The organism is Acinetobacter calcoaceticus, assembly GCF_900520355.1.
In the GTDB taxonomy this organism is placed as follows: domain Bacteria; phylum Pseudomonadota; class Gammaproteobacteria; order Pseudomonadales; family Moraxellaceae; genus Acinetobacter; species Acinetobacter calcoaceticus_C.
The window spans coordinates 3,572,757-3,594,631 of record NZ_LS999521.1; the positions used below are offsets into that span (position 1 = coordinate 3,572,757).

21 protein-coding genes and 1 pseudogene are annotated in these 21,875 nt (G+C 40.5%); 8 read left to right on the plus strand and 14 right to left on the minus strand.

Annotated elements, in window-relative coordinates; translation table 11 throughout:
* Nucleotides 1-12: 12 nt before the first annotated feature.
* A complete protein-coding gene (gene tpiA, locus AC2117_RS17090; protein ID WP_133975666.1) occupies nt 13-807 on the minus strand; it encodes a triose-phosphate isomerase in 795 nt (264 codons plus the stop codon).
* Nucleotides 808-1,098: 291 nt separating this feature from the next.
* Here tpiA and pilB point away from each other — a divergent pair, with 291 nt between their 5' ends.
* From pilB to coaE, 4 genes are read left to right on the plus strand one after another with little or no spacing between them, the layout of a single operon-like run.
* Nucleotides 1,099-2,811 (plus strand): type IV-A pilus assembly ATPase PilB, encoded by a 1,713-nt coding sequence (pilB, locus tag AC2117_RS17095; protein WP_133975668.1) that lies wholly within the window; start codon nt 1,099-1,101, stop codon nt 2,809-2,811.
* Nucleotides 2,812-2,838: 27 nt separating this feature from the next.
* Entirely contained in the window at nt 2,839-4,065 is a 1,227-nt protein-coding gene (locus tag AC2117_RS17100) for a type II secretion system F family protein (protein ID WP_133975670.1), read from the plus strand.
* Entirely contained in the window at nt 4,065-4,925 is an 861-nt protein-coding gene (locus AC2117_RS19165) for a prepilin peptidase (RefSeq protein WP_133975672.1), read from the plus strand. The genes AC2117_RS17100 and AC2117_RS19165 overlap by 1 nt, the downstream gene beginning before the upstream one ends.
* A gap of 1 nt (nt 4,926) precedes the next feature.
* Entirely contained in the window at nt 4,927-5,523 is a 597-nt protein-coding gene (gene coaE / locus AC2117_RS17110; protein WP_133975674.1) for a dephospho-CoA kinase, read from the plus strand.
* On the opposite strand, the gene AC2117_RS17115 is transcribed toward coaE, so the two are convergent.
* The 4 genes from AC2117_RS17115 to AC2117_RS17130 form a co-directional block, all read right to left on the minus strand.
* The gene (locus tag AC2117_RS17115) at nt 5,520-6,434 is read right to left on the minus strand and encodes a DMT family transporter (protein WP_133975676.1); all 915 of its coding nucleotides are present in this window, start codon (nt 6,432-6,434) and stop codon (nt 5,520-5,522) included. The genes coaE and AC2117_RS17115 overlap by 4 nt on opposite strands.
* Nucleotides 6,435-6,469: 35 nt before the next feature.
* The gene (rlmB, locus tag AC2117_RS17120) at nt 6,470-7,219 is read right to left on the minus strand and encodes a 23S rRNA (guanosine(2251)-2'-O)-methyltransferase RlmB (RefSeq protein ID WP_133975678.1); all 750 of its coding nucleotides are present in this window, start codon (nt 7,217-7,219) and stop codon (nt 6,470-6,472) included.
* A gap of 102 nt (nt 7,220-7,321) precedes the next feature.
* A complete protein-coding gene (locus AC2117_RS17125) occupies nt 7,322-7,648 on the minus strand; it encodes a pyrimidine/purine nucleoside phosphorylase (RefSeq protein WP_003654567.1) in 327 nt (108 codons plus the stop codon).
* Between the two features lie 76 nt (nt 7,649-7,724).
* A complete protein-coding gene (locus tag AC2117_RS17130) occupies nt 7,725-9,035 on the minus strand; it encodes a tetratricopeptide repeat protein (RefSeq protein ID WP_133975680.1) in 1,311 nt (436 codons plus the stop codon).
* A 114-nt stretch (nt 9,036-9,149) separates the two neighbouring features.
* On the opposite strand from AC2117_RS17130, the gene recN reads away from it, so the two are divergent.
* The 3 genes from recN (at nt 9,150) to ruvX (ending at nt 11,937) form a co-directional block, all read left to right on the plus strand.
* Nucleotides 9,150-10,817 carry a DNA repair protein RecN gene (recN, locus tag AC2117_RS17135; RefSeq protein ID WP_004640835.1) on the plus strand — a complete coding sequence of 556 codons (1,668 nt, stop codon included), beginning with the start codon at nt 9,150-9,152 and terminating at the stop codon, nt 10,815-10,817.
* Between the two features lie 125 nt (nt 10,818-10,942).
* Nucleotides 10,943-11,497 carry a YqgE/AlgH family protein gene (locus AC2117_RS17140; RefSeq protein ID WP_003654562.1) on the plus strand — a complete coding sequence of 185 codons (555 nt, stop codon included), beginning with the start codon at nt 10,943-10,945 and terminating at the stop codon, nt 11,495-11,497.
* The gene (gene ruvX / locus AC2117_RS17145) at nt 11,497-11,937 is read left to right on the plus strand and encodes a Holliday junction resolvase RuvX (RefSeq protein ID WP_042894482.1); all 441 of its coding nucleotides are present in this window, start codon (nt 11,497-11,499) and stop codon (nt 11,935-11,937) included. Before AC2117_RS17140 ends, ruvX begins: the two co-directional genes overlap by 1 nt.
* A gap of 40 nt (nt 11,938-11,977) precedes the next feature.
* On the opposite strand, the gene AC2117_RS17150 is transcribed toward ruvX, so the two are convergent.
* The 4 genes and pseudogenes from AC2117_RS17150 to AC2117_RS17165 all read right to left on the minus strand — a co-directional run bounded on the left by AC2117_RS17150 (nt 11,978) and on the right by AC2117_RS17165 (nt 15,439).
* Entirely contained in the window at nt 11,978-12,979 is a 1,002-nt protein-coding gene (locus AC2117_RS17150; RefSeq protein WP_133975682.1) for an HlyD family secretion protein, read from the minus strand.
* Between the two features lie 39 nt (nt 12,980-13,018).
* Nucleotides 13,019-13,225, minus strand: a complete 207-nt coding sequence (locus tag AC2117_RS17155; protein WP_042894478.1) for a DUF1656 domain-containing protein — start codon at nt 13,223-13,225, stop codon at nt 13,019-13,021.
* A complete protein-coding gene (locus AC2117_RS17160) occupies nt 13,218-15,317 on the minus strand; it encodes an FUSC family protein (RefSeq protein ID WP_133975685.1) in 2,100 nt (699 codons plus the stop codon). Before AC2117_RS17160 ends, AC2117_RS17155 begins: the two co-directional genes overlap by 8 nt.
* A pseudogene (locus AC2117_RS17165) lies at nt 15,308-15,439 on the minus strand (hypothetical protein). The gene AC2117_RS17160 and the pseudogene AC2117_RS17165 overlap by 10 nt, the downstream one beginning before the upstream one ends.
* A 367-nt stretch (nt 15,440-15,806) precedes the next feature.
* Here AC2117_RS17165 and AC2117_RS17170 point away from each other — a divergent pair.
* Complete coding sequence (locus AC2117_RS17170) at nt 15,807-16,580, plus strand: IclR family transcriptional regulator (protein ID WP_042894472.1); 774 nt, start codon at nt 15,807-15,809, stop codon at nt 16,578-16,580.
* A 193-nt stretch (nt 16,581-16,773) separates the two neighbouring features.
* Here AC2117_RS17170 and AC2117_RS17175 read toward each other — a convergent pair whose 3' ends face one another.
* The 5 genes from AC2117_RS17175 to uvrC form a co-directional block, all read right to left on the minus strand.
* Nucleotides 16,774-17,385: an alpha-ketoglutarate-dependent dioxygenase AlkB family protein gene (locus AC2117_RS17175; RefSeq protein WP_133975686.1), complete on the minus strand. Its 612-nt coding sequence runs from the start codon at nt 17,383-17,385 to the stop codon at nt 16,774-16,776.
* Entirely contained in the window at nt 17,382-18,236 is an 855-nt protein-coding gene (locus tag AC2117_RS17180) for a methylated-DNA--[protein]-cysteine S-methyltransferase (RefSeq protein WP_133975688.1), read from the minus strand. Before AC2117_RS17180 ends, AC2117_RS17175 begins: the two co-directional genes overlap by 4 nt.
* Nucleotides 18,237-18,361: 125 nt before the next feature.
* Complete coding sequence (gene pgsA, locus AC2117_RS17185; protein ID WP_042894465.1) at nt 18,362-18,949, minus strand: CDP-diacylglycerol--glycerol-3-phosphate 3-phosphatidyltransferase; 588 nt, start codon at nt 18,947-18,949, stop codon at nt 18,362-18,364.
* Between the two features lie 118 nt (nt 18,950-19,067).
* Nucleotides 19,068-19,862: a thioesterase family protein gene (locus AC2117_RS17190; protein ID WP_133975690.1), complete on the minus strand. Its 795-nt coding sequence runs from the start codon at nt 19,860-19,862 to the stop codon at nt 19,068-19,070.
* Between the two features lie 121 nt (nt 19,863-19,983).
* A complete protein-coding gene (gene uvrC / locus AC2117_RS17195; RefSeq protein WP_133976422.1) occupies nt 19,984-21,783 on the minus strand; it encodes an excinuclease ABC subunit UvrC in 1,800 nt (599 codons plus the stop codon).
* Nucleotides 21,784-21,875: the final 92 nt, after the last annotated feature.

Sequence of the window (21,875 nt, forward strand, 5' to 3'; positions counted from 1 at the left end):
ACCCTATCCTCGTTATTTACATTGTGCAAAGGCTTGTACGATTTGGTAAAAAGATGCTGCATTTAACGATGCACCTCCAACCAAAGCGCCATTAATATCTGGACATGCTGCCAACTCGACTGCATTTTCAGCTTTTACACTACCGCCATATAAAATAGCAATGTCTGGACCCGCAGAGGTAATCTGACTTAAACCTTCACGGATTTTAGCATGCATAGCCTGCGCATCTTGTGGTGAAGCAGTTTTACCTGTACCAATTGCCCAGATTGGCTCATAAGCAATTACAATTTGCTTTTGCCATTGCTCTGCGGTCACTATAGGAGCTATATCACAGATTTGTTGCAATACAACCTGCTCTGCCAAATCTTGTTCACGCTGTTCGAGACTTTCCCCCACACAATAAATGACAGTTAAGCCTGCATTTAAAGAGTTTTGGAGTTTTGCCTTCAAAATTTCAACGTTATCACCTAATAAATCACGGCGTTCAGAGTGACCCACCAATACAAAATTAATTTCGCTATCTTTTAATAATTCTGCACTGACTTCACCCGTATAGGCGCCTGTACCTGCTACACGCGATACATCTTGTGCAACTGTATATACTGTTCTTGCAGCATCTTGCAATTGTGTTTGTACCATTGCAAGTGCAATAGAAACTGGAGCAACCCCGACATGGCAGCTTTCATCTGCAATTTGGTTTTGTTGCAATAGTTGTTTAAATTCTTCTATAAGTTGTTTGGCATTGGCACGCATTGGGTTCATTTTCCAGTTGCCAACTACCCAAGGCGTAATCGTCGAACCCGACATACGGCTCACCTTTCATCAAAAATGCAGCACATTCTACACGCATTTCCACAAATTTCAGATACTTTTCTTTAACAGGATTGCTCATATCTTTTCTACTATTTGAAAACAGTAATAAAAGTTTATTGAGCCTAAAGCCTTAGCTTTTAAAAATTAATGAATAAAAACTACGACTGGTTCAAGTTTTAACAATCGGATCAAGACGAGAGCATCATTTTCTCAGGTAGTAATTTTAGATAACAAAAGTATAATTTTTTATATACCAATTATAAACATATGAGCACAGGTAGGCAGATGTCAGTCATACATACATCTCCAAAATTTTCGGGGTTTTTTCGACGATTAGTCGAAGAAAAACATGTGTCGGCAGCGACCATGCAAACAGCATTAGATGCAGCAAAAAGAGCTAAACGGGATGCGGTTGCGTACCTGATTGAAGAGGTTCATCTCTCCCCTTCTTTATTAGCTGAAACAATTTCTATTGAATTTGCTGAACCATATTTTGATCTGGATGTTTACGATACCAGCCAGATTCCTAAAGATTTGGTCGACCAGAAACTGATTTTAAAACATCGGGTCTTGCCTCTCGTACAAAGAGGACAGATTTTATATGTTGCAACCAGTAACCCAAGCAATATTGAAGCGATTGATGCTATCCGCTTCAACAGCAAGCTTATGGTTGAAGCGGTTATTGTTGAACACCATAAACTTGAGAAAATTCTGGCACAGCAATTTACGGAAGAAAGCAGTTTCGAGTTTAATGATGAAGAGTTCGATCTTGATGTAGATCTTGATACTTCAACCACCCCTGAAGAAGATGATGACACTCCTCAGGGCGATGAAGCACCTATTGTTAAATATGTTAACAAGTTATTAATAGATGCGATTCGTATGGGGGCTTCAGACTTGCATTTCGAACCGTATGAGAAATCGTATCGCGTCCGTTATCGGGTCGATGGAGTCTTACGCCAGATTGCAAATCCACCTTTGCAACTCGCCACTCGGTTGGCTTCACGTTTAAAAGTTATGTCTCAAATGGACATTTCCGAAAAGCGTGTTCCTCAAGATGGTCGTATCAAGCTCAAGCTATCGAAAACTAAAGCAATTGATTTTCGTGTGAACTCTCTTCCGACCTTATTTGGTGAAAAGCTAGTTCTACGTATTCTTGATCCATCGAGTGCCATGCTGGGAATTGATGCTCTAGGATATGAAGAAGAGCAAAAAGCGCTCTTTATGGAAGCATTAGATAAACCACAAGGTATGCTCTTAATTACTGGTCCTACAGGTTCTGGTAAAACAGTATCTTTATATACGGGCCTCAACATTTTAAATACTGAAAGTTCTAATATTTCTACTGCTGAAGATCCAGTGGAAATTAACCTTGAAGGGATTAATCAGGTTAACGTGAATCCTAAGGTAGGTCTTACTTTTTCGGCTGCGCTTAAATCATTTTTACGTCAGGACCCTGACATTATTATGGTCGGTGAGATTCGTGATTTAGAAACAGCTGAAATCGCGATTAAGGCTGCTCAGACAGGTCACATGGTGATGTCCACACTACATACCAACAGTGCCCCTGAAACACTTACTCGTCTACGCAATATGGGAGTTCCATCTTTCAATATTGCGACATCGGTCAATTTGGTTATTGCTCAACGTTTGGCACGTCGATTATGCCCTCAATGTAAGGTACCTACTGACATTCCCAACCAAAGCCTATTAGAAATGGGTTTTACCGAACAAGATCTAACACATCCCGATTTTCAAGTTTTTCAACCGGTCGGTTGTCCTGAGTGTCGTGAGGGCTACAAAGGTCGAGTAGGTATTTATGAAGTAATGAAAGTCACACCTGAGATTTCCAAGATTATTATGGAAGATGGCAATGCTTTAGAAATCGCTGCTGCTTCTGAAAAATTGGGGTTTAGTAATCTACGTTGCTCAGGTTTAAAGAAAGTCATGCAAGGTGTTACTTCGTTACAAGAAGTCAACCGCGTGACCAGTGAATAAAAGACAATTTAAAATAAGGATAATGTCATGACTGTCAAAAAGGCACAATTGATGCCGACTTTTGCTTATGAAGGGGTTGACCGTAAGGGCGTAAAAATTAAGGGAGAACTTCCGGCTAAAAATATGGCTTTAGCCAAAGTCACCCTACGCAAACAAGGGGTAACTGTCCGTAATATTCGGGAAAAGCGTAAAAATATTCTTGAGGGTCTATTCAAGAAAAAAGTATCAACGCTTGATATCACTATTTTTACCCGACAACTTGCAACTATGATGAAAGCTGGTGTGCCACTGGTACAAGGCTTTGAAATTGTAGCGGAAGGTTTAGAAAACCCGGCGATGCGCGAGGTGGTACTTGGTATTAAAGGCGAAGTTGAAGGAGGTAGTACTTTTGCCTCAGCTTTAAGAAAGTATCCCCAGCACTTCGACAAATTGTTTTGCTCTCTTGTAGAGTCCGGCGAACAGTCTGGTGCGCTTGAAACCATGCTGGACCGTGTGGCAATTTACAAAGAAAAAAGTGAATTGCTTAAGCAGAAAATCAAAAAAGCCATGAAATACCCTGCAACGGTTGTTGTGGTAGCAGTGATCGTTACTATTATTTTGATGGTTAAAGTTGTTCCCGTCTTTCAAGACCTGTTTTCTTCCTTTGGCGCAGATTTGCCTGCTTTTACACAAATGGTTGTCAATATGTCGAAATGGATGCAGGAATACTGGTTCATTATGATTATTGTGATTGGTGCAATTATTGCTGCTTTTATGGAAGCTAAAAAGCGCAGTAAAAAATTCCGTAATGGTTTAGACAAACTCACGCTTAAGTTGCCTATCTTTGGTGATCTTGTTTACAAGGCGATTATTGCCCGCTACAGCCGTACTTTAGCCACCACTTTTGCAGCAGGTGTTCCGCTCATTGATGCACTTGAATCAACAGCAGGTGCAACCAATAATGTTATTTATGAACAAGCTGTAATGAAAATTCGTGAAGATGTTGCAACAGGTCAACAACTCCAATTTGCGATGCGCGTTTCAAATCGTTTTCCATCTATGGCTATACAAATGGTCGCAATTGGTGAAGAATCTGGTGCACTAGACAGCATGCTCGATAAAGTGGCTACCTACTATGAAAATGAAGTTGATAATGCCGTTGATGGCTTAACTTCAATGATGGAACCTTTAATTATGGCAATTTTAGGGGTACTGGTAGGCGGTCTGGTTATTGCTATGTATCTTCCAATTTTCCAAATGGGCTCAGTTGTATAATGCAAGAAATGATTGCTTATTTTATTCAAAACTTAACTGCACTTTATATTGCAGTTGCACTATTGAGCCTGTGTATTGGTAGCTTTTTGAATGTGGTGATTTATCGCACTCCAAAAATGATGGAACAAGATTGGCAGCAAGAATGTCAAATGTTACTCGATCCTGAACAGCCCATTATTGACCATGAAAAACTGACATTAAGTAAGCCTGCTTCCTCATGCCCAGAGTGTCATCAAACCATCCGTTGGTATCAAAATATTCCTGTCATAAGTTGGTTGGTTTTAAAAGGTAAATGTGGGCATTGTGAGCATGCAATTAGCATGCGCTACCCAGCCATCGAACTATTAACAATGGCATGTTCACTGGTTGTGGTCATGGTGTTTGGCCCAACCATACAAATGCTTTTTGGACTAGTACTGACTTGGGTCCTGATTGCTCTAACATTTATTGATTTTGATACTCAGCTGCTACCCGACCGTTTTACCCTGCCTTTAGCAGCACTTGGTTTAGGCATTAATACCTTTAGCATTTACACCACACCCACTTTAGCCATTTGGGGTTACTTAATTGGTTTTTTATGCCTATGGATTGTGTATTACCTATTTAAAGTAATCACAGGTAAAGAAGGCATGGGCTACGGCGACTTTAAGTTGCTTGCGGCATTAGGTGCATGGATGGGGCCATTGATGCTGCCATTAATTGTGCTATTGTCATCTTTATTGGGTGCAATTATTGGCATCATTTTACTAAAATTACGCAATGACAATCAGCCCTTTGCCTTTGGGCCGTATATTGCCATTGCAGGCTGGGTTGCCTTTTTATGGGGTGACCAGATTATGAAAATCTATTTGGGAGGTTAAGATGGCTTTTATTCTGGGAGTCACGGGTGGAATTGGTAGCGGAAAATCTGCTGCAACACAATGGTTTGAATCCCAAGGAATACAAGTTGTCGATGCCGACATTGTTGCTCGCGAAGTGGTTGAAAAAGGCCAACCTGCCCTCCAAAAAATTCAACAAACTTTTGGAGACTGGGTACTTCAACCAGACGGGAGTTTAGACCGCCGCGCCCTACGCGAGTATATTTTTCAAAATCCGCAAGCGCGCCACACACTTGAGCAAATTACTCATCCTGCAATCCGCCAATCTATTATTCAACAATTACAAAATCCGCGTAGCGCTTATGTGATTTTAGTTTCACCTTTGCTTTTTGAAACCAACCAGCATGAACTGGTTAATCACACGTTATTAGTTGATGCGAGTGAAAAAACTCAAATTCAGCGTGCAAGCCAACGCGATGGACAAAACCAAGAACAAATCCAGAAAATTATTGCGGCGCAAATGCCACGTGAGCGAAAACGCGAACTTGCCAATGACATTGTGTTTAATGACGGATTACTCGAACATTTACATCAACAATTAGAGCCTTTACATCAAAGTTATTTGAAACGTACAGACTAATCTGGCTCATTTTGCTGTTTAATTTTTTGTGCCAAGCTATCTGGTCGAAACCATCGCCAAGGTTGTAAGGCACCCACTCCCATTCCAACCAAACCTACAACAATCGATGAACTCAGTGTCTCACCCAACAATGGCACAGCCAATATTGCTGCAATAAAAGGTGCCAAAGTGACGATACTTCCTGTTTTAAAAGCACCTAAACGCTGAATTGCAGCTACATAAGTCAAAGTTGCAATAATAACGACAAACACACCATGGAAAATGCCTTGTATAGCTAAATGAACAGGACTGACTTCCATAAAATGCTTAGGCAAAAATAAAACATAGATGGGCAAATAAATAATTGCAGACCAAATCGCAACACTTGCCATTGAGTGCCATGCGGAAAGTTTCCACTGTTTAAGTAACACAGTGAAAATACCCCACCAAATCGCACTAATAAAAAGGAGTAAATCACCTATTCCAAAAGCAGAAGCATTACCTTGCAGCATTAAAGTGCTCATAAGGGCCAAAGCAGCGATCATGATTGCCAGACTAGCCCATGTATGCTTATCAAATGGCTGCCTAAATAAAATATATGCTGCGAACGCAGTACAAATTGGGATACAGCCATTTAGGAAAATTGCAGCGTGCGCAGCGGGAGCATAGAGAAAAGCGGTATAGACGGTCAGACAATAAATGACCCCACCAATCAAGGCCAAAATAACCGCATGCTTACTCCATAAAAAAGCGAGATCTTTTTTATAGATCAAAATAGGCATTAAAATTAAGAAGGCTATAGCGAAGCGCAGTGCGGCAATATCCCAAGCACTGATGTGCCACTGTGCATTTAAACGGGCAAAAAGCGTAAACCCGCCCCAAATGCACATGGTCACCAATACAAAGAAATAACCTTGCTTACGGGGAGACATATCAAGATGACTTAAAAACTAGAAAGGCAGCTAAATTATACCTCAGAACGCTGACGACAAGCCTCATAAAGTGCCATACCCGTCGCCACACTCACATTTAAACTCTGTAAGTTTCCAGCCATAGGAATATAAACTTTATGATCACACTGTGCCTGTGTAATAGGGCGCAGACCAGTATCTTCGGCTCCCATTACAATCACAATAGCACCAGAAAAATCGCATTTTTGAATTGGTAATGCGCTTTCATCAAGCATAGTGCCAATCACACGTACATGCGTTGTTTCTTTAAGATGAGCCAATGTACGAGCTAAATTTGTGACTTGAATAAATTTAACTTTCTCGGCTCCACCCGCTGCAACTTTACGAGCAGTTGGCGTTAAACCCGCCGCACGATCACGAGGCACAATAACTGCTTGCACGCCCATCGCAGCAGCGGTGCGGATACAAGCCCCTAAGTTATGGGGGTCTGTCACCTGATCCAATGCTAACAACAATGCATCTGGAGTTTCACTTAAGATTTGATCAAGGTCTTGCTCATTTAAGACAGGATGCGGACGCACTGCTGCAACCACGCCTTGATGAAATGGTAGACCAGCAAGTTTTTCAAGACTATCGCGGCTTGCTTTTTGTACACTGATTCCAAAAGGCTCTGCCAATTGCAAAATCTTTTGCAAACGCTGATCATCCCGTCCTTTTAACGTAAACAGGGTTAGCACACGCTCCGGCTCAAGTTCTAGCAATGACTCCACTGAATGAACGCCATAATAATATTCCTGTTTTGCCATGCATGACCTCTAACAACGTTTGAGCAAAAAAATAAAAATCCTGCAAAGCCAACTTCACAGGATTTCTTTGGGCATAGTGTACCCGATTTGAACAGGAATTTCTTAGCCTTCTAAATGGCACACATAATCGAGAACTTCGTCAGTTTCGATTTTAAAAACGCTATTGCCAGGCACGTAAAATGATTGGCCTGCACGGAACAATTCACTTTCATTACTGTCCGCAATTGTTACGCGACATTCACCTGAAATAATTTCCATACGCTCAGGGACATGCGTCTCAAAAGTTAAGGCTTGCTCAGTCGGCAAAATAACACCTAGTGTTTTTTTCGTTCCATCTTCAAATTGCACGGTATGGCTGATACATGCTCCACCAAAATAAACGTTTGATTTTTTGATGACCGTTACATGATCAAATTGGTTTGTACTCATGTACATTCTCCAGATAATGCCATATTTATATAAATTATGATGAATGTAGTTTAATTGTGCCTAATTAACTAATCAATCAGTTTTCATACGGATAGACTTGTAATTTCCACTGCTCGGCCTGAATTTTTTTGGCAAAAGCATGAGGTAAGTTAATCTCAAAATTTCGACTACTCGACACAATTGCATCGTATCTGCAAACTTCAACCTGATTTTCATCGAGGAGTACCCAACACACTCTTTGTGCTGTTGGATGGGCAACTGCTGTAGCAACCACCGGTGAACCGTCATTCATTCCTACATGAAAATTTTCGCTATCGTTTTGCATTAACGCCAGATCGTATGTTGGAAAATCGATAGCATCTGAATCGAATTGCTGGCTATCGTGTATCAGCACACTCTGTTTTAAAGTCGGCCAAATACAATAGCGCAAATAATGCTGATCCATCACCCGATTATCCAGATAACGTCCTGTGGCAACATAATCTCTGATATGTGCTTCAATATTATGAAAAATACCTGTACAGCCGCCCCACATCCCCGCCAGAATTAGCTCAGTATGAGAGTAATTATCTCGCATTAAATGAAACCATTTATCACTCTTAAGCCACGCATCTACAGCTGCCTTTTCACGATGCGACACAATCGAGTCGGCATCACGTATAAGAAAACGTTTAATTGTTGGATCATCCATCACCAAAAAACGCCAGAACAGCCCTGATAGTTGTTTTTGAGCATCCGTTACTTGTATCACTTGTGCACCCTTCTCTTTTAAACGCTGTTGCACAAGTACTGGCACCGTATCATCTATATAGAACCGACAAGTCCATTCTGGATATATTTCTTTGGCTAACTGGGTATTTAAAATAGAAGTTTCACAATAACGAGGGTTTGCACCAAACAATGAAAAGGAAATAATATTTTCTTGAGGGTTTGAACTAAACTCAGGCGGCGCATGATCTGGAATAGGTGAAACAGGCTCATTCTGAGTGAGTTCTTTTTTGGTTGAAATTGCCAAATGACCAAATTTGATTGTTTCTTCTTTTTTATTTAAATGATGACAAACCTCTGTTAATCCATCATATAAATTTGTATTTACAGCAGAACCACTTGCCTGAATCGCTTGCAAATAGTGTTGATAAGCATCGTTATAACGGCGTAAGCGTAGCTCAGTATATGCCAAATCGGATAATGCTCCCGGATGCTTGGGAACTAAATTAACAGCTTGTTTAACATGTTGATAAGCTTTGGCATAATCTCCTTGTGCGGCAGCTTGTTTGAATGCATTAAAATGTTGATTTAAAATTTTATTCATTTCTGCAGGATTGCTTTTTTTATGACGGTTGATCATCCCTATGGGCGGTTTCGGTAAGCTTAATGTTTTTTTCATTGTAAATATCCGCAATCTTGCTGTTCTATAATTTCAGTTAGAATAATAGATCACTTGTAGCAAATTCAAAACTTCTCTATCTTTAACCCATAATTTGGCGCGTTGGATGCGTTTATGCTCACACATTTAACTTTAATTAATTTTGCATTAGCTGATCATTTGGCTATTGATATAGAACAAGGATTTAATGTTCTAACAGGCGAAACAGGTGCCGGAAAATCATTATTACTGGATGCACTCTCTGCCTGCCTAGGGGAACGTACCGATACGAATTATGTCCGCTATGGTTCGGACAAAGCGGACATCACCGCAGTTTTTACCTATAAAAATCATAGTCCTGAAGCTAAATGGCTGCAAGAACATGAGCTAGATGATGATTCTGGGGAAATTCATTTACGCCGTGTTATTTTTGCAACTGGCCGTAGTAAAGCATGGGTCAATGGCCGCCCAAGCAGTTTATCTGAACTTAAAGAATTAGGCCGTTTGCTTGTTCAACTCTATAGCCAACACAGCCAGCAACAGCTTCTTGAGCCGCCTTATCCAAAGCATTGGCTAGACCGTTATAACAATTTTTATGTTGAAGCGAATGATGTACGCGAAGCCTATAGTATGTGGCAACGCACGATTCGTTTGCATCAAGCAGCCTTAGATGCGCAAGCAACACGTTTGCAACGTATTGGTACTTTAGAGCATCAAATTGAAGAACTTGAAGAAGTTGTCCAAACCGATTACAAAGAAATTGAGCAAGAATTTGATCGCCTTAGTCATCATGAACATATCATGCAAGACTGTAGCTACAGCTTAAATGTTTTAGATGAAGCTGAGCAAAATATTACTCAAGAAATGTCTTCGATTATTCGCCGTTTAGAATCTCATGCCGGGCGTAGTGATCAACTTTCTGAAATTTATAACTCTTTGCTCAATGCTCAAAGTGAAATAGATGATGCAACGGCAAATTTGCGTCAATTTATTGATCGTCAGAGCTTTGACCCTGAGCGGATGGAAGAACTCAACTCTAAACTTGAGGTTTTTCATCGTCTGGGACGCAAATACCGGACTCAACCGGAAACACTTAAAGAAGAATATGAAGCTTGGCAACGTGAGCTTGAGCAATTGCATCAACTTGAAGACCCCGAAACACTGGCAGAGCAAGTTGAAAAATCACATGAGGAGTTTTTAGAAAAAGCTCAGCATCTAGACAATATTCGTCGTGAAGCTGCCGCTCCGCTTGCTAAACAATTAACTGAACAAGTGAAACCTTTAGCTCTACCAGAGGCACACTTCGAGTTTAAGTTCGAACCATTAGAGCAACCAGGTGCAGAGGGTTTAAGCTTTATTCAACTTTTATTTACGGCCAACAAAGGCATTCCTCCACAACCCTTGGCACGAGTGGCCTCAGGTGGTGAGCTTTCTCGTATTGCACTCGTGATGCAAGTCATGAATGCTGAAAAAACCGAATCCGAAGTGTTGGTGTTTGATGAAATTGATGTCGGGATTAGTGGAGGAACCGCAGAAGTTGTAGGACGTTTACTTGCCGACTTGGCGCAACATGTCCAGCTCTTATGTATTACTCACCAAGCACAAGTTGCTGCACAATCTGATCAGCATTTATTAGTAAAAAAACAACAAACTGACCCAGCCAGCAGTACAATTGTAGAACTTGATGAAAATCAAATCATCTTTGAGTTAGCTCGCATGTCAGGTGGTGTTGAAATTAATGAAACAACCTTGCAGCACGCAAAACAATTACGTCAACTTAAATTTCAGGCTTCTTCAAATTAATAAAGAAAATGAGAGAAAAAGATTGGCGAAAACCGATTAACTCTTGTATGTTGATAAAAAGAACCTATATAGATAAAAGGGTCGAGAGGCCCTCTAGTAATATTTTTTGAGGGAGAACCGCTTAGGTGACCAAACAATATCTGACTCACCGTTGTCTGATTGCCCCGCCAGAAATGGCAGATGACTTTTTCGCAAACACTGTAATTTATCTTGCCCGTCATGATGAAGAAGGTGCTCAAGGCATTATTATTAATCGTCCTTCCGGTATTCAAATTAAAGAATTACTCAACGATCTCGACATCGAAGCAGACAATGTAAATCCACATGCGGTTTTACAAGGTGGCCCTTTGCGTCCTGAAGCTGGATTTGTTCTTCATACTGGACAACCCACATGGCATTCATCTATTGCTGTAGGCGAAAATGTTTGTATTACCACCAGTAAAGATATTCTCGATGCGATTGCCCATAATGAAGGTGTAGGCCGATACCAGATTGCATTAGGCTATGCGAGCTGGAGTAAAAATCAGTTAGAAGATGAAATTACGCGTGGTGACTGGCTCATTTGTGACGCAGATATGGATCTGATTTTTAATCTGCCTTATGACGATCGTTGGGATGCAGCTTATAAAAAAATTGGTGTAGATCGTGCGTGGCTAGCATCTGAAATCGGACATGCTTAATGACCGAAACACAATCAAAATCGATTATGGCTTTTGACTTTGGTACTCAAAAAATGGGAATGGCAATTGGCCAATCTTCAATTGAAAGTGCCAACCCTCTCCCTCTATTTATCATGAAAGATGGTATTCCAAACTGGGATCAGCTCTTAAAAATTGTGAAAGAATGGCAACCCGATTTATTTTTGGTTGGTCTGCCATTAAATATGGATGATAGCGAGTCAGAGCTCTCTACACGTGCTCGCAAATTTGCGAGACGCTTACGTCATCAAACCAACATAGAAACCTTGATGGTAGATGAGCGTTTAACGACACGTGAAGCAAGAGAAGAACTTGGGTTTTATCAAGAACAAGGTCGAGCAAAAAAGCTATCTGCAGATAGCTTCGCAGCTGCACTACTCATTCAGAGTTGGTATCGAAATCCAGTCGGTTTAACACCCTAAGATTTTAAAAAAGAAGGAAGGCTAAAGCCTTCCTTCTTTTTTACTTCTCAACAATATGTACGGTAGCAGTTCGTCCAGAGACAAAAGCAAGCTGATTCTTCGGTGTTTCATCTAACACAATCTTCACGGGTACACGCTGTGCTAAACGAACCCAGCTAAAAGTTGGATTTACATTAGCAAGAAGCTTAGAGCTGCTTGAACGCTCGCGATCTTCAATTCCCGATGCAATACCTTGTACATGGCCTTTAATTTTTTGGTTATCACCCATTAACTGCACGCTAGCTTGGTCACCAATATGAATACGATTTAATTTGGTCTCTTCAAAGTATCCCACAACATACAGCTGTTTACGGTCAAGTAATGCAGCAACCGCTTGGCCTACTTGAACATAGTTTCCTGGGCTCATATCAAAGTTAGATAAAGTACCATCAGCTGGGGCAACTACCGCAGCACGATGCATATTAAGCTCGGCCAAATGTAAATTGCTTGTTGCAACCTCAATGAGAGCCTGTTGTTGCTTAACAGTTGCTTCGGCCTGCTCAATAGCAGCTTGTAGTTGCTCATGCTCTGCATGGGATTGATCACGTGTCGCAAACACTTGGTCTTGTTCTTGTTTAGAGATTGCGCCATCCATTAAGTTCGAATAGCGGCTCGCATTTTTCTCGGCCAATTTGATATTGCTGTCCGATTTAATCAGATTCGCCTTGGCTTGTGCCAAACCAGCTTGCGCTTGAGCAAAGGCTGCATTTGCTTTTGCTAAATCAGATTTTGCCTGCTCTACATCTAAAGCTCGGCGAGAAACGTCAATTTTAAAGAGCACCTGACCTTTTTTCACAGTCTGGTTATCTTGAACCAACACTTCTGTGACAAGGCCCGATACATCCGAAGATACTTGAATGACATCACCACGAACTCGACCATCACGTGTCCACGGCGCCGCATTATAGTAGTTCCACAAATGCACAATGGTATAGACCGCAACCATTAATGCGACAATCAAAATTACTGGACGGATGACTTTTTTCAAATCCACCTGATTCATTTTATTCACCTAACTCAAACTTTAATTTCGCAATCATCTCTATGCACCCACCCCAACAAAAATTTGATGTATCACCAGCAGTAGTAAAAGGTAAAAACACAAATTAAAAATACTAGGTAATGCAATCCAGCCTTGTGCAATCCACTTGTTGGTCAACCGACTTAACCCACGAAAACAGATATATGCCAAGAGGGCCTGAACAAGCAAAGAAGGCACATAAATGCCATAAACATTAAACTCACCCATTTGCTGTGGCTCCTCTCAGGGTGCTGTTTTCATTCATTTGGTTTGATGAAACATGACACATGCTATAAGCAATATTGTTAAGTGAAATAAGTAATCTTTGTCGCATCGTCATATCTTCAATATTTGAAGCAAGCTGTTTTAATTCAAATAAAGCACGGTGGATTGGTTCTACCAAAGCCGAGGTATTGTCTACATCACTTTCTTTAGCTCTAAACAGCTCATCCAGATTTTGTTGCAAAACGCCAATATGCTGAGTGAGTTCAGATGTCTGAGGAAGCTGATTCGCCAACTCTTGTAATCGACTTAAATCGACAATACTGCTCGACTCAATTAATGCCTGATGAATTGAAGTTTTAATCTCGCCAGATTGCACCATTTTGCTGTTTAGAATCCCAATTCGATCCAACATGCTGCGTAGGTGCACTTTAAAATCTAGGCCGTAAGGCAAATAAATCGCCTGTCTCATTGCACGATAATGCAAGGCCAAAATACGGCTGGCACTCGTGTCTGGAGACATGGCACGAACGACGTCAATGACAACTAAAGACACCAAAACACCCAAGATCATGGCAAAAGACCCATCAAGATAAGACACTGCATCCATGCTATAAGCATTATGTAGATTTAGGCCCATCATGGTATTAATACCCAAAACCATACCCACTGGCATAAGCATCTGGTTAGCCATCATAGAAACTGCAAACAGGAACATAGGTAATAAAACCAGTCCAAGTTCCCAAAATGTGGTGACATGAGGGAAAATACCAAATGCATAAACGAAGACTAAAACTGCTGAAGCGATACTGCCCCAGATAAAAATACGTAAGACTGGAACTGGGTTATCTAAGGCCGTTAAAATACAAGCCGTTACTGCGCCCATTTGCGCCATCATAAATCCAGCTTTCCACCCCGAGACAATCCAGACTCCAGTCACAATAAATGTAATAAGGACTGCACTAATACCACCTCGTATCGCCACACCATGGTCACGGTGTAAACTTGGATATTTGGTGGTCATTGGCGTAATGTTGTCAGGGATTTCTTTATTTCCTTGCTGAATTCGCTGCCACAAGACTTTAACCGCTAAAACATTGCTAATGAAATGGCGCACATCCATTTTCATGGCTGCGACCAAAACTTGCTGATGTGCGGAAGCCGATTCCATCAAACTCAAGAAATCACTTTCAAACTCGTCTGGTAACTGCAAAATATTTTCATCAATAATTAGATCTTTTTGCTCCAGAAACTGTACAACATGCGCTGAGAGCTGTTGCAGTTTTTCTGAATGAGTTTCGATGAATCGGAGTTCTTGAAGTTGCCTAATACGCTCAGACAAAGCCACCAGATTAGCAACTACCATTGAGATTTGATGAAGCATTTCCTGCAAGGGTTTGGTCATGCCATGCAACTCACCCTTTTCATAACTCAAATGTACTGCCAAAGCATGAATATCTGTGGTGTCACGAGTAATAGCGGCTAAAAGCTGAGTATTGTTCTGCTGCGAATCTGTATTTAATAAATTAGCAAACAGGTTTTCTGTATCTTTAAGCGTTTTGATAACACGTTGCTTAATTGCCGAGCCAATGTGCATCGGAAGAATGGTTGCAGAAACCACAGCGCTTGAAATCACCCCAATCGAAATCTCGATGACCCGAGCTAAAGCAATATCAAAAATATTGTATTGATCAATATAGGTAATCGCATTGAAGACAATCATGGCTGTCGAGTAGCCCGCCAGCATAAAAGCATAACTGCGTGCAGTCCGGTCAAGTAAAGACACATAAAGCGCAAAACCCACCCACAACGACAACACCACGGTAAATAGCCAAGGTGTATTAATTAGATGTGGTGTTAGCATTAAGGCAATCACAGCCCCACCAATCGTCCCTACCACGCGGTAGACACACTTAGATGACACCATTCCTGAATAAGGATTGGCAATAATCAGGACTGTACCAATCGACCACATCGGGTTAATCAGATCTAATTCAAATGAAACAAATAACGCCAGCATTCCAGCAATAAATGTCTTTGTTGCAAAGATCAGATCAAGCCTACTCGGGCGAAATGCCAGTATTTGCTTTAATAACATGAACTCATCTCAAATACAGATTTGAACTGATGAGCATGCCCTTCAATGTTAAATTGCCTTTCTAGAGACAACAAAACTTTGTCATTTGCCTAAAAGCAAATGAGATGAGGAGCATCCTTCAATACAATGATTTTTCCACATCCTGCCTGATTGGCCCAGATGATTTAAATTTGAGCGTTATTTAAACGGCCAAACTTTGGAAAGAAGAGGCATCAAGAAATTCGCCTAGAATCGACCAATTTCTCGATTAGATATTTTGTTTGGCAATTTTTTCAAAATAAAGTGATTTAGTCAACTAAAATATCTCTATTTGATAATTTGATATATTTTTTGATAATCGTATATGATGTATAAGCCAAGAGAAGTTTTCTCTTTGTCAGAGTAAAATACTCAAATCAGGCATTTATTTTAGAATTGAGACAAATTTTCTTTTTTTCTGTTATAAGAATTCAAATATGACTCGTTGTTAAAGGATACGAACAAGACGCTATGGCAATTTCAAGTTTTGGCAAAATTTTAACCGTACTGGACCTATTTTCAGTTTCGCGTCCAATCATTAATGTCGATATTATTTGCGAAGAACTTGGCTTGTCTAAACCAACCAGTTACCGTTACCTGAAAGAACTGGTGTCTACTGATCTATTAAAACGCATTAATGGAACCTCTGGCGATTATACCTTAGGCTCAAAAATTGCAGTTCTTGACTATGTATCAAGAACAACAGACCCTCTGGTTCAAATCAGCACACCATTTATGCGAAATATTGTAGAGCGTACCGAACTGTGCTGCTTGCTCACCTACTTAAATGATGACTATTGCATCGATATTCATCATGAAATATTCAAAGACACCGAACTACTCTCGTATGGTCGAGGCTGCCCAAGACCTATTTACGTTGGGTCATCTCCAAAAACGATGGTTTCGCATTTAAGTAAACAACGGATGCAAGACTACTATCATCGTTACCAGCAAGAATTAAAACAATCAGGTTTTGCTGAAGATGAAGCAAGCTTTATTCAGCGTATGCGTAAAATTAAAAAACAAGGATTTTATTTCTCACAAGGTGAGATTGATCCGAATGTTTCAGGTCTTGCCGTTCCAGTTCGTTTTTCGAACAAAGAAGTACCTTTGGCTTTAACTTTAGTTGCTTCTAAAAATCGTTTTGATTTTTTAAATGTTGAAAAGCTCACCGAAATTTTGCAAGAAAATGCAGCACTTATTGAACAACGCTTTATGGAGTTATCTGAAAAAGGTGAAATTTAAAACCTGACTTTATGATAATTTAACCTTTTCTTACATTTTAATGCATTGAATAGATCACAATATTCTCATATTATGATTTTAGCTCCTATTGGTGATTCTTTTCATCAGCAGCTCATCAATAGAAGCATCCCCCTCAGAGGAATAAGCTCATGTTGCCATCATGGGCTTTTTTCTTGCCCAATTTTAATGAAAGTTATGAAAACTGAAACTGCCTGAAAGTCAGATTAATACGCGGCTGTAAAATCTTTGTTGAGCGATTTAAACGATGTTGCCAATATTGTTGCGTCTCGCCACGCATCACGATGAGTTGGCCGGGTTGTAACCATAATTCAACTTTCTCTTTAGTTTGAATATGCCTAAAAGAAAATTTACGAGTAGCTCCAAAACTTAAAGATGCAATCGTTGTGGTTTTTGCTAAAGAAACATCCGAATCACTATGCCAAGCCATTCCTTGAGTCCCATCTTCATAAAGATTTGCCAAACATGAGTTAAATCTTTCTGCAAGCCGCTGTTCTACTAATTTTTTTAGTTTGGCAAGCGATCTATCCCAAGGCAAAGAATCACGAATGACACCCGAATATTTATATTGATAATAATTATCTCCATACCATGCCACTTTTCGGGGAGTGATAAAGTGCTTGCCATACAACTTAGCCTCGTCATGTTTCCACGCGAGATGTTGGTAAAGATAGTGAAAATATTGTTCAGCCTCTTCTGGGCTTAAAATACAACCATAGTCCTGAACTTCACCATCGTAGGGCAATAAATTTTCACAAGGCTCTGGAGCAAATAAATCCAAGGTCATGCGGTCTCTCCATGTTGCTTTGACATCTCCCAAGCTAACAATGCCAATTTACGCCCTTTTTGCCAATGATATTCTCCGACCATGCCCGTTGCACGAATCACTCGGTGGCAAGGAATCAAATACGCAATCGGGTTTTGTCCAATTGCTGTAGCGACGGCTCGAACTGCTTTAGGCTTGCCAATTTGCTCTGCAATATCTTGATAGGTCCGCAATTGACCTTCTGGAATGGTCAGTAACGCTTCCCAGACTTGTAGCTGAAATGGGGTTCCAGCCAAATTAAGCGGAAGTTTCTGCTGTAAGTGCTCTGAAAAATCTTGTTCGAACCACTGTGCAATTTGTTGATGCCAAATCGGCGCCTGATTTTTTAATTGAGCTTTAGGGAACTGCTGTTTAATTATTTCTTCAATATTCTCACTCGACTCTATAAAACGAATCGAACATATTCCCTTATCGCTGCTTATAACCAACAACTCACCAAATGGGCTTGTCTCAACCGAATAATTAAGTGTGACCCCTTCGCCTTGCTGTTTATATTCACCAGGCGTCATACCTTCAAGCTGAATAAACAAATCATGTAAACGGCCAGTACCAGATAACCCCGTATTTAAAGCAGTATCTAATAAGCTTCGCTTTTGCAACAGATAGTATTTCGCCTGTTGCAAACTCATATATTGGACAAATTTTTTCGGGCTAATACCCACCCATTCCTGAAACTGGCGTTGAATATAACCTGAACTTAAATTCATATGGCTCGCAACATCGTCCAGACTGGGTTGCTGGTCCAGATGTTCATATAAATATTCAATTACAGTGGCAATTACAGCAAATTGCCGAGAAGAAAGCATTTGCATGTGTCACCTCCTTAGCACTCATATCTTACATTAAAGTAGCTAAAGCCCCATGACGACCCGATTCTTGCACTTTCGAAAATAAAAAAGCCTTTCATTATAGAAAGGCTTAATCATTCAATCTGAGCTTAAGGTTGCTTTAAATAAGGCCAAGCTGCTTTTAAGTAAATAAACATTGACCATAAAGTCAGAATGACAGCGGTATATAACAACGCGTAAGCCAACATTTCTAAAGGCTGCCAATTGAGTAAAAACACACTGATGGCAATCATCTGAAAAGCTGTTTTATATTTGCCTACTGTCGATACAGCTACACTCGTTCTTGCGCCAAGTTCTGCCATCCACTCACGTAAAGCAGAAACTGTAATTTCCCGTGAAATAATGACAATTGCTGCAAAAGCCATTGATATGGTTGGATTCCACTGCACTAAAACAATCAGTGCTGTCGCCACCATAAGCTTATCTGCAACTGGATCTAAAAAACGGCCAAATGCTGAAGTCTGGTTTAAAGTTCGTGCCAAATAGCCATCAAACCAATCGGTAATAGCAGCAAACACAAAAATAGCAGTCAAGATAATATGACGACTCATACTTCCTTCTTGCTCACCAATACCCATTGCAGGCGGCCAATACACAATCACCAAAAATACTGGAATAAGCGCTATACGCGCCAACGTTAGGATATTTGGGATATTCAGGATTCGCCCTGTGGTCATAAACACCGCCAATTTAGTCTTCATGCATCTTGTAGCAGACAAAAATACATTCTTCAATATTGTATCTATCTGTAACAGCCACTTTATACGAAATATATGAATCGAGGAAGTAGACTGCTTAGATAAATACCGTAACAGTTTGCCGTAAAATTGCAATTAAATGATCATTTTGATCCCAAATATGGGCATATTCTGTGGAATAACCTTCACCGGCATGTTCAGTCACCACTTTATATTTAAACCAGTCACACAATTGATGTTGAAACGGGTGGACATAGGTAATGTGCCAAGTTAAAGAACTTGCAGGAGCAACTTGTTTAAACATCGGCAATACACCAGGTGGCCAAATATCCATCAAAACAATTAAATCTGGCAAAGTCATTTGACGATTTTCATGCTTCTCTGGAGAGAATCTTGACCATCCTCCAAAATCAGGATACTGACTTCCTGTAACAGGATAATGACCTTCTGCCCAGCATACATCAAAATGTTGATAGCATTCTGGCATTTGTCTAGCAAAAGGAAGAGGTTTTAACTCTTCTGGTGGTGCATAAACTGGATCCATAGGTTCTTGGCGTACTTCAATATTCGAAGTACGAGGCACACCAAAACTTGCAACCAAAATAGTTTGTACCGCGCCATCTTGCCATAAACGGGTTTCAAGCGTAGTGACCGACTTTCCTTCCCTTAAAATTTCAATAGTCAATTGAGCGGGTCCCTGCTGTACAGGCCCCACAAAAGTAATACTACAACTTAATAATCTTTTATTGGGATCTTGAATATTGCAGCATGCTTTTTGCATCAGTAAACCCGCAACAAGACCACCAAATACTGTCCGCCCTTGTAACCATCCGGCAGGTATTTCAATCCATTCGTTTTCTTTTATTTCTTCAAATAATTGCAGCAATGACATTCCTTTCCCTAAAAACGAAAGTATTATTAGGAAATATCTTTCATCATTTTGATTGCCATGTGAATGGTCAATTACCTAGTAATTGGCGAGTTATTTTGTCACTCGAACCTTAAGCTGATGTTTATTCATGCAGAATTTTATAAATCGTTCTAGCCATCATCTCACCAAAACCAGGCACAAGTGTGAGCTCTTTTTCAGAGGCTTTCAAAACACCTTGGATCCCACCAAAATGAGTCAATAAATCTCGACGGCGTTTCGGTCCCAACCCCGGAATTGCTTCTAAAACCGATGTACTACGGCGTTTATCACGTTTAGCTCGGTGTTTAGTAATAGCGAAGCGATGGGCTTCATCTCGCACCTGTTGAATCAAGTGCAATGCTTTATGATCTTCTGGTAATTGGATTTTTGTGCCATCAGTAAAATGTAGGGTTTCAAGGCCTGGTTTACGCCCTTCACCTTTAGATACACCCACCATAAAAGCGTCAAGCCCAAGTTCTTGCATGACGTCCATCGCCATGTGAAGTTGGCCTTTACCGCCATCAATCAATAACAGATCAGGCAATATGGCTTTTTTATAACGTCGTGTTAAGGCTTGGCGCATGGCAGCGTAATCATCGCCACCGGTAATATCTTGAATGGCAAATTGGCGGTAATCACGCTTACGAGCACCACCTTGGTCAAACACCACACATGAAGCAATTGGAGCCTCACCCATGGTATGACTAATATCAAAACACTCGATACGATCGACTGGTCTTCCAATCACTTGTTCTAACTGATGAAAACGTTCATTGAGTTCTAAATGATTACTCAGCTGCCCCTTAATGGCATGTTGAACGTTCATTTCCGCTAGCTCTAGCCACTCCGCACGAGTTTCTCGCACACTACTCTTAATTTGGACCTTCTTACCAAACTGCTGTGCCAATGCTTCTTCTAATTCTTTATGATCAGGCAATGCAATATTTACAATGAGTTCATTTGGAACTTCATCTGCAACCTGAAAGTAAAAGTTTGCCATAAAGTCACTGAGCATTTGCCCCAGATCATCGCCAAGCATGTCTGGGAAATAACTTTTACCTCCCAACATTCGCCCATTACGTACATACATAATCTGCACGCATGTCACGCCAGCCTGATAAGCAATTGCCAGAATATCTGCTTCACCTTTAACCTTAAAAACAGCCTGTTGTGCTTGTACTTCGCGAAGCAAAGACAATCGGTCGCGGTAAAAAACAGCTTTTTCAAATTCGAGCTCAGCCGCGGCTTGCTCCATTTTAGCAATGAGCTCTTGATTTAACTCTTTGGTGTCACCTTGCAAAAAGCGAATACTGTTATTAACGTCTTCTTTATAATCTTCGGGTGAAATCAGACCTACACAAGGTGCAGAGCAACGCTTGATCTGATATTGCAAACATGGGCGTTTGCGTTGTGAGAAGTAGCTATTTTCACACTGACGAACATTAAAAAGCTTTTGTAAAACCAGTAAAGTATCGCGAGCGCTATAGGCGCTTGGATAAGGTCCAAAGAATTTACCAATTTGATGCTTCCCTTTGCCACGACCGCTCGCAAGTCGAGGATAGGGCTTATCTGACGAAACAAAAATATAGACATATGACTTATCGTCCCGCAGCATGATGTTATAAGGCGGACGATGTTGTTTAATTAGATTTTGTTCTAAAAGTAATGCTTCGGTTTCTGAACGAGTCACCAAAGTTTCAATATTATAAATTCGTGCAACTAAAGCCTGAGTTTTAGGGTGCTCAATCGTTTTAACAAAATAACTCGATACCCGATTTTTTAGATTTTTTGCTTTGCCGACATATAACAATTCGCCCTCTTTCCCTAGCATTTTATAAACGCCTGGAAGTTGGGTCATGTTGGCTAAAATTTTTTCAATGTGGGGACGAGCGTTTTGATTCACTATTGGCATACATGGCTTAATACTGAATACCTAATGTGATGTTTTCACCCCTAGTTTTCAAGTGCTTTACTGTGCCAGAACTCAAATTTGAA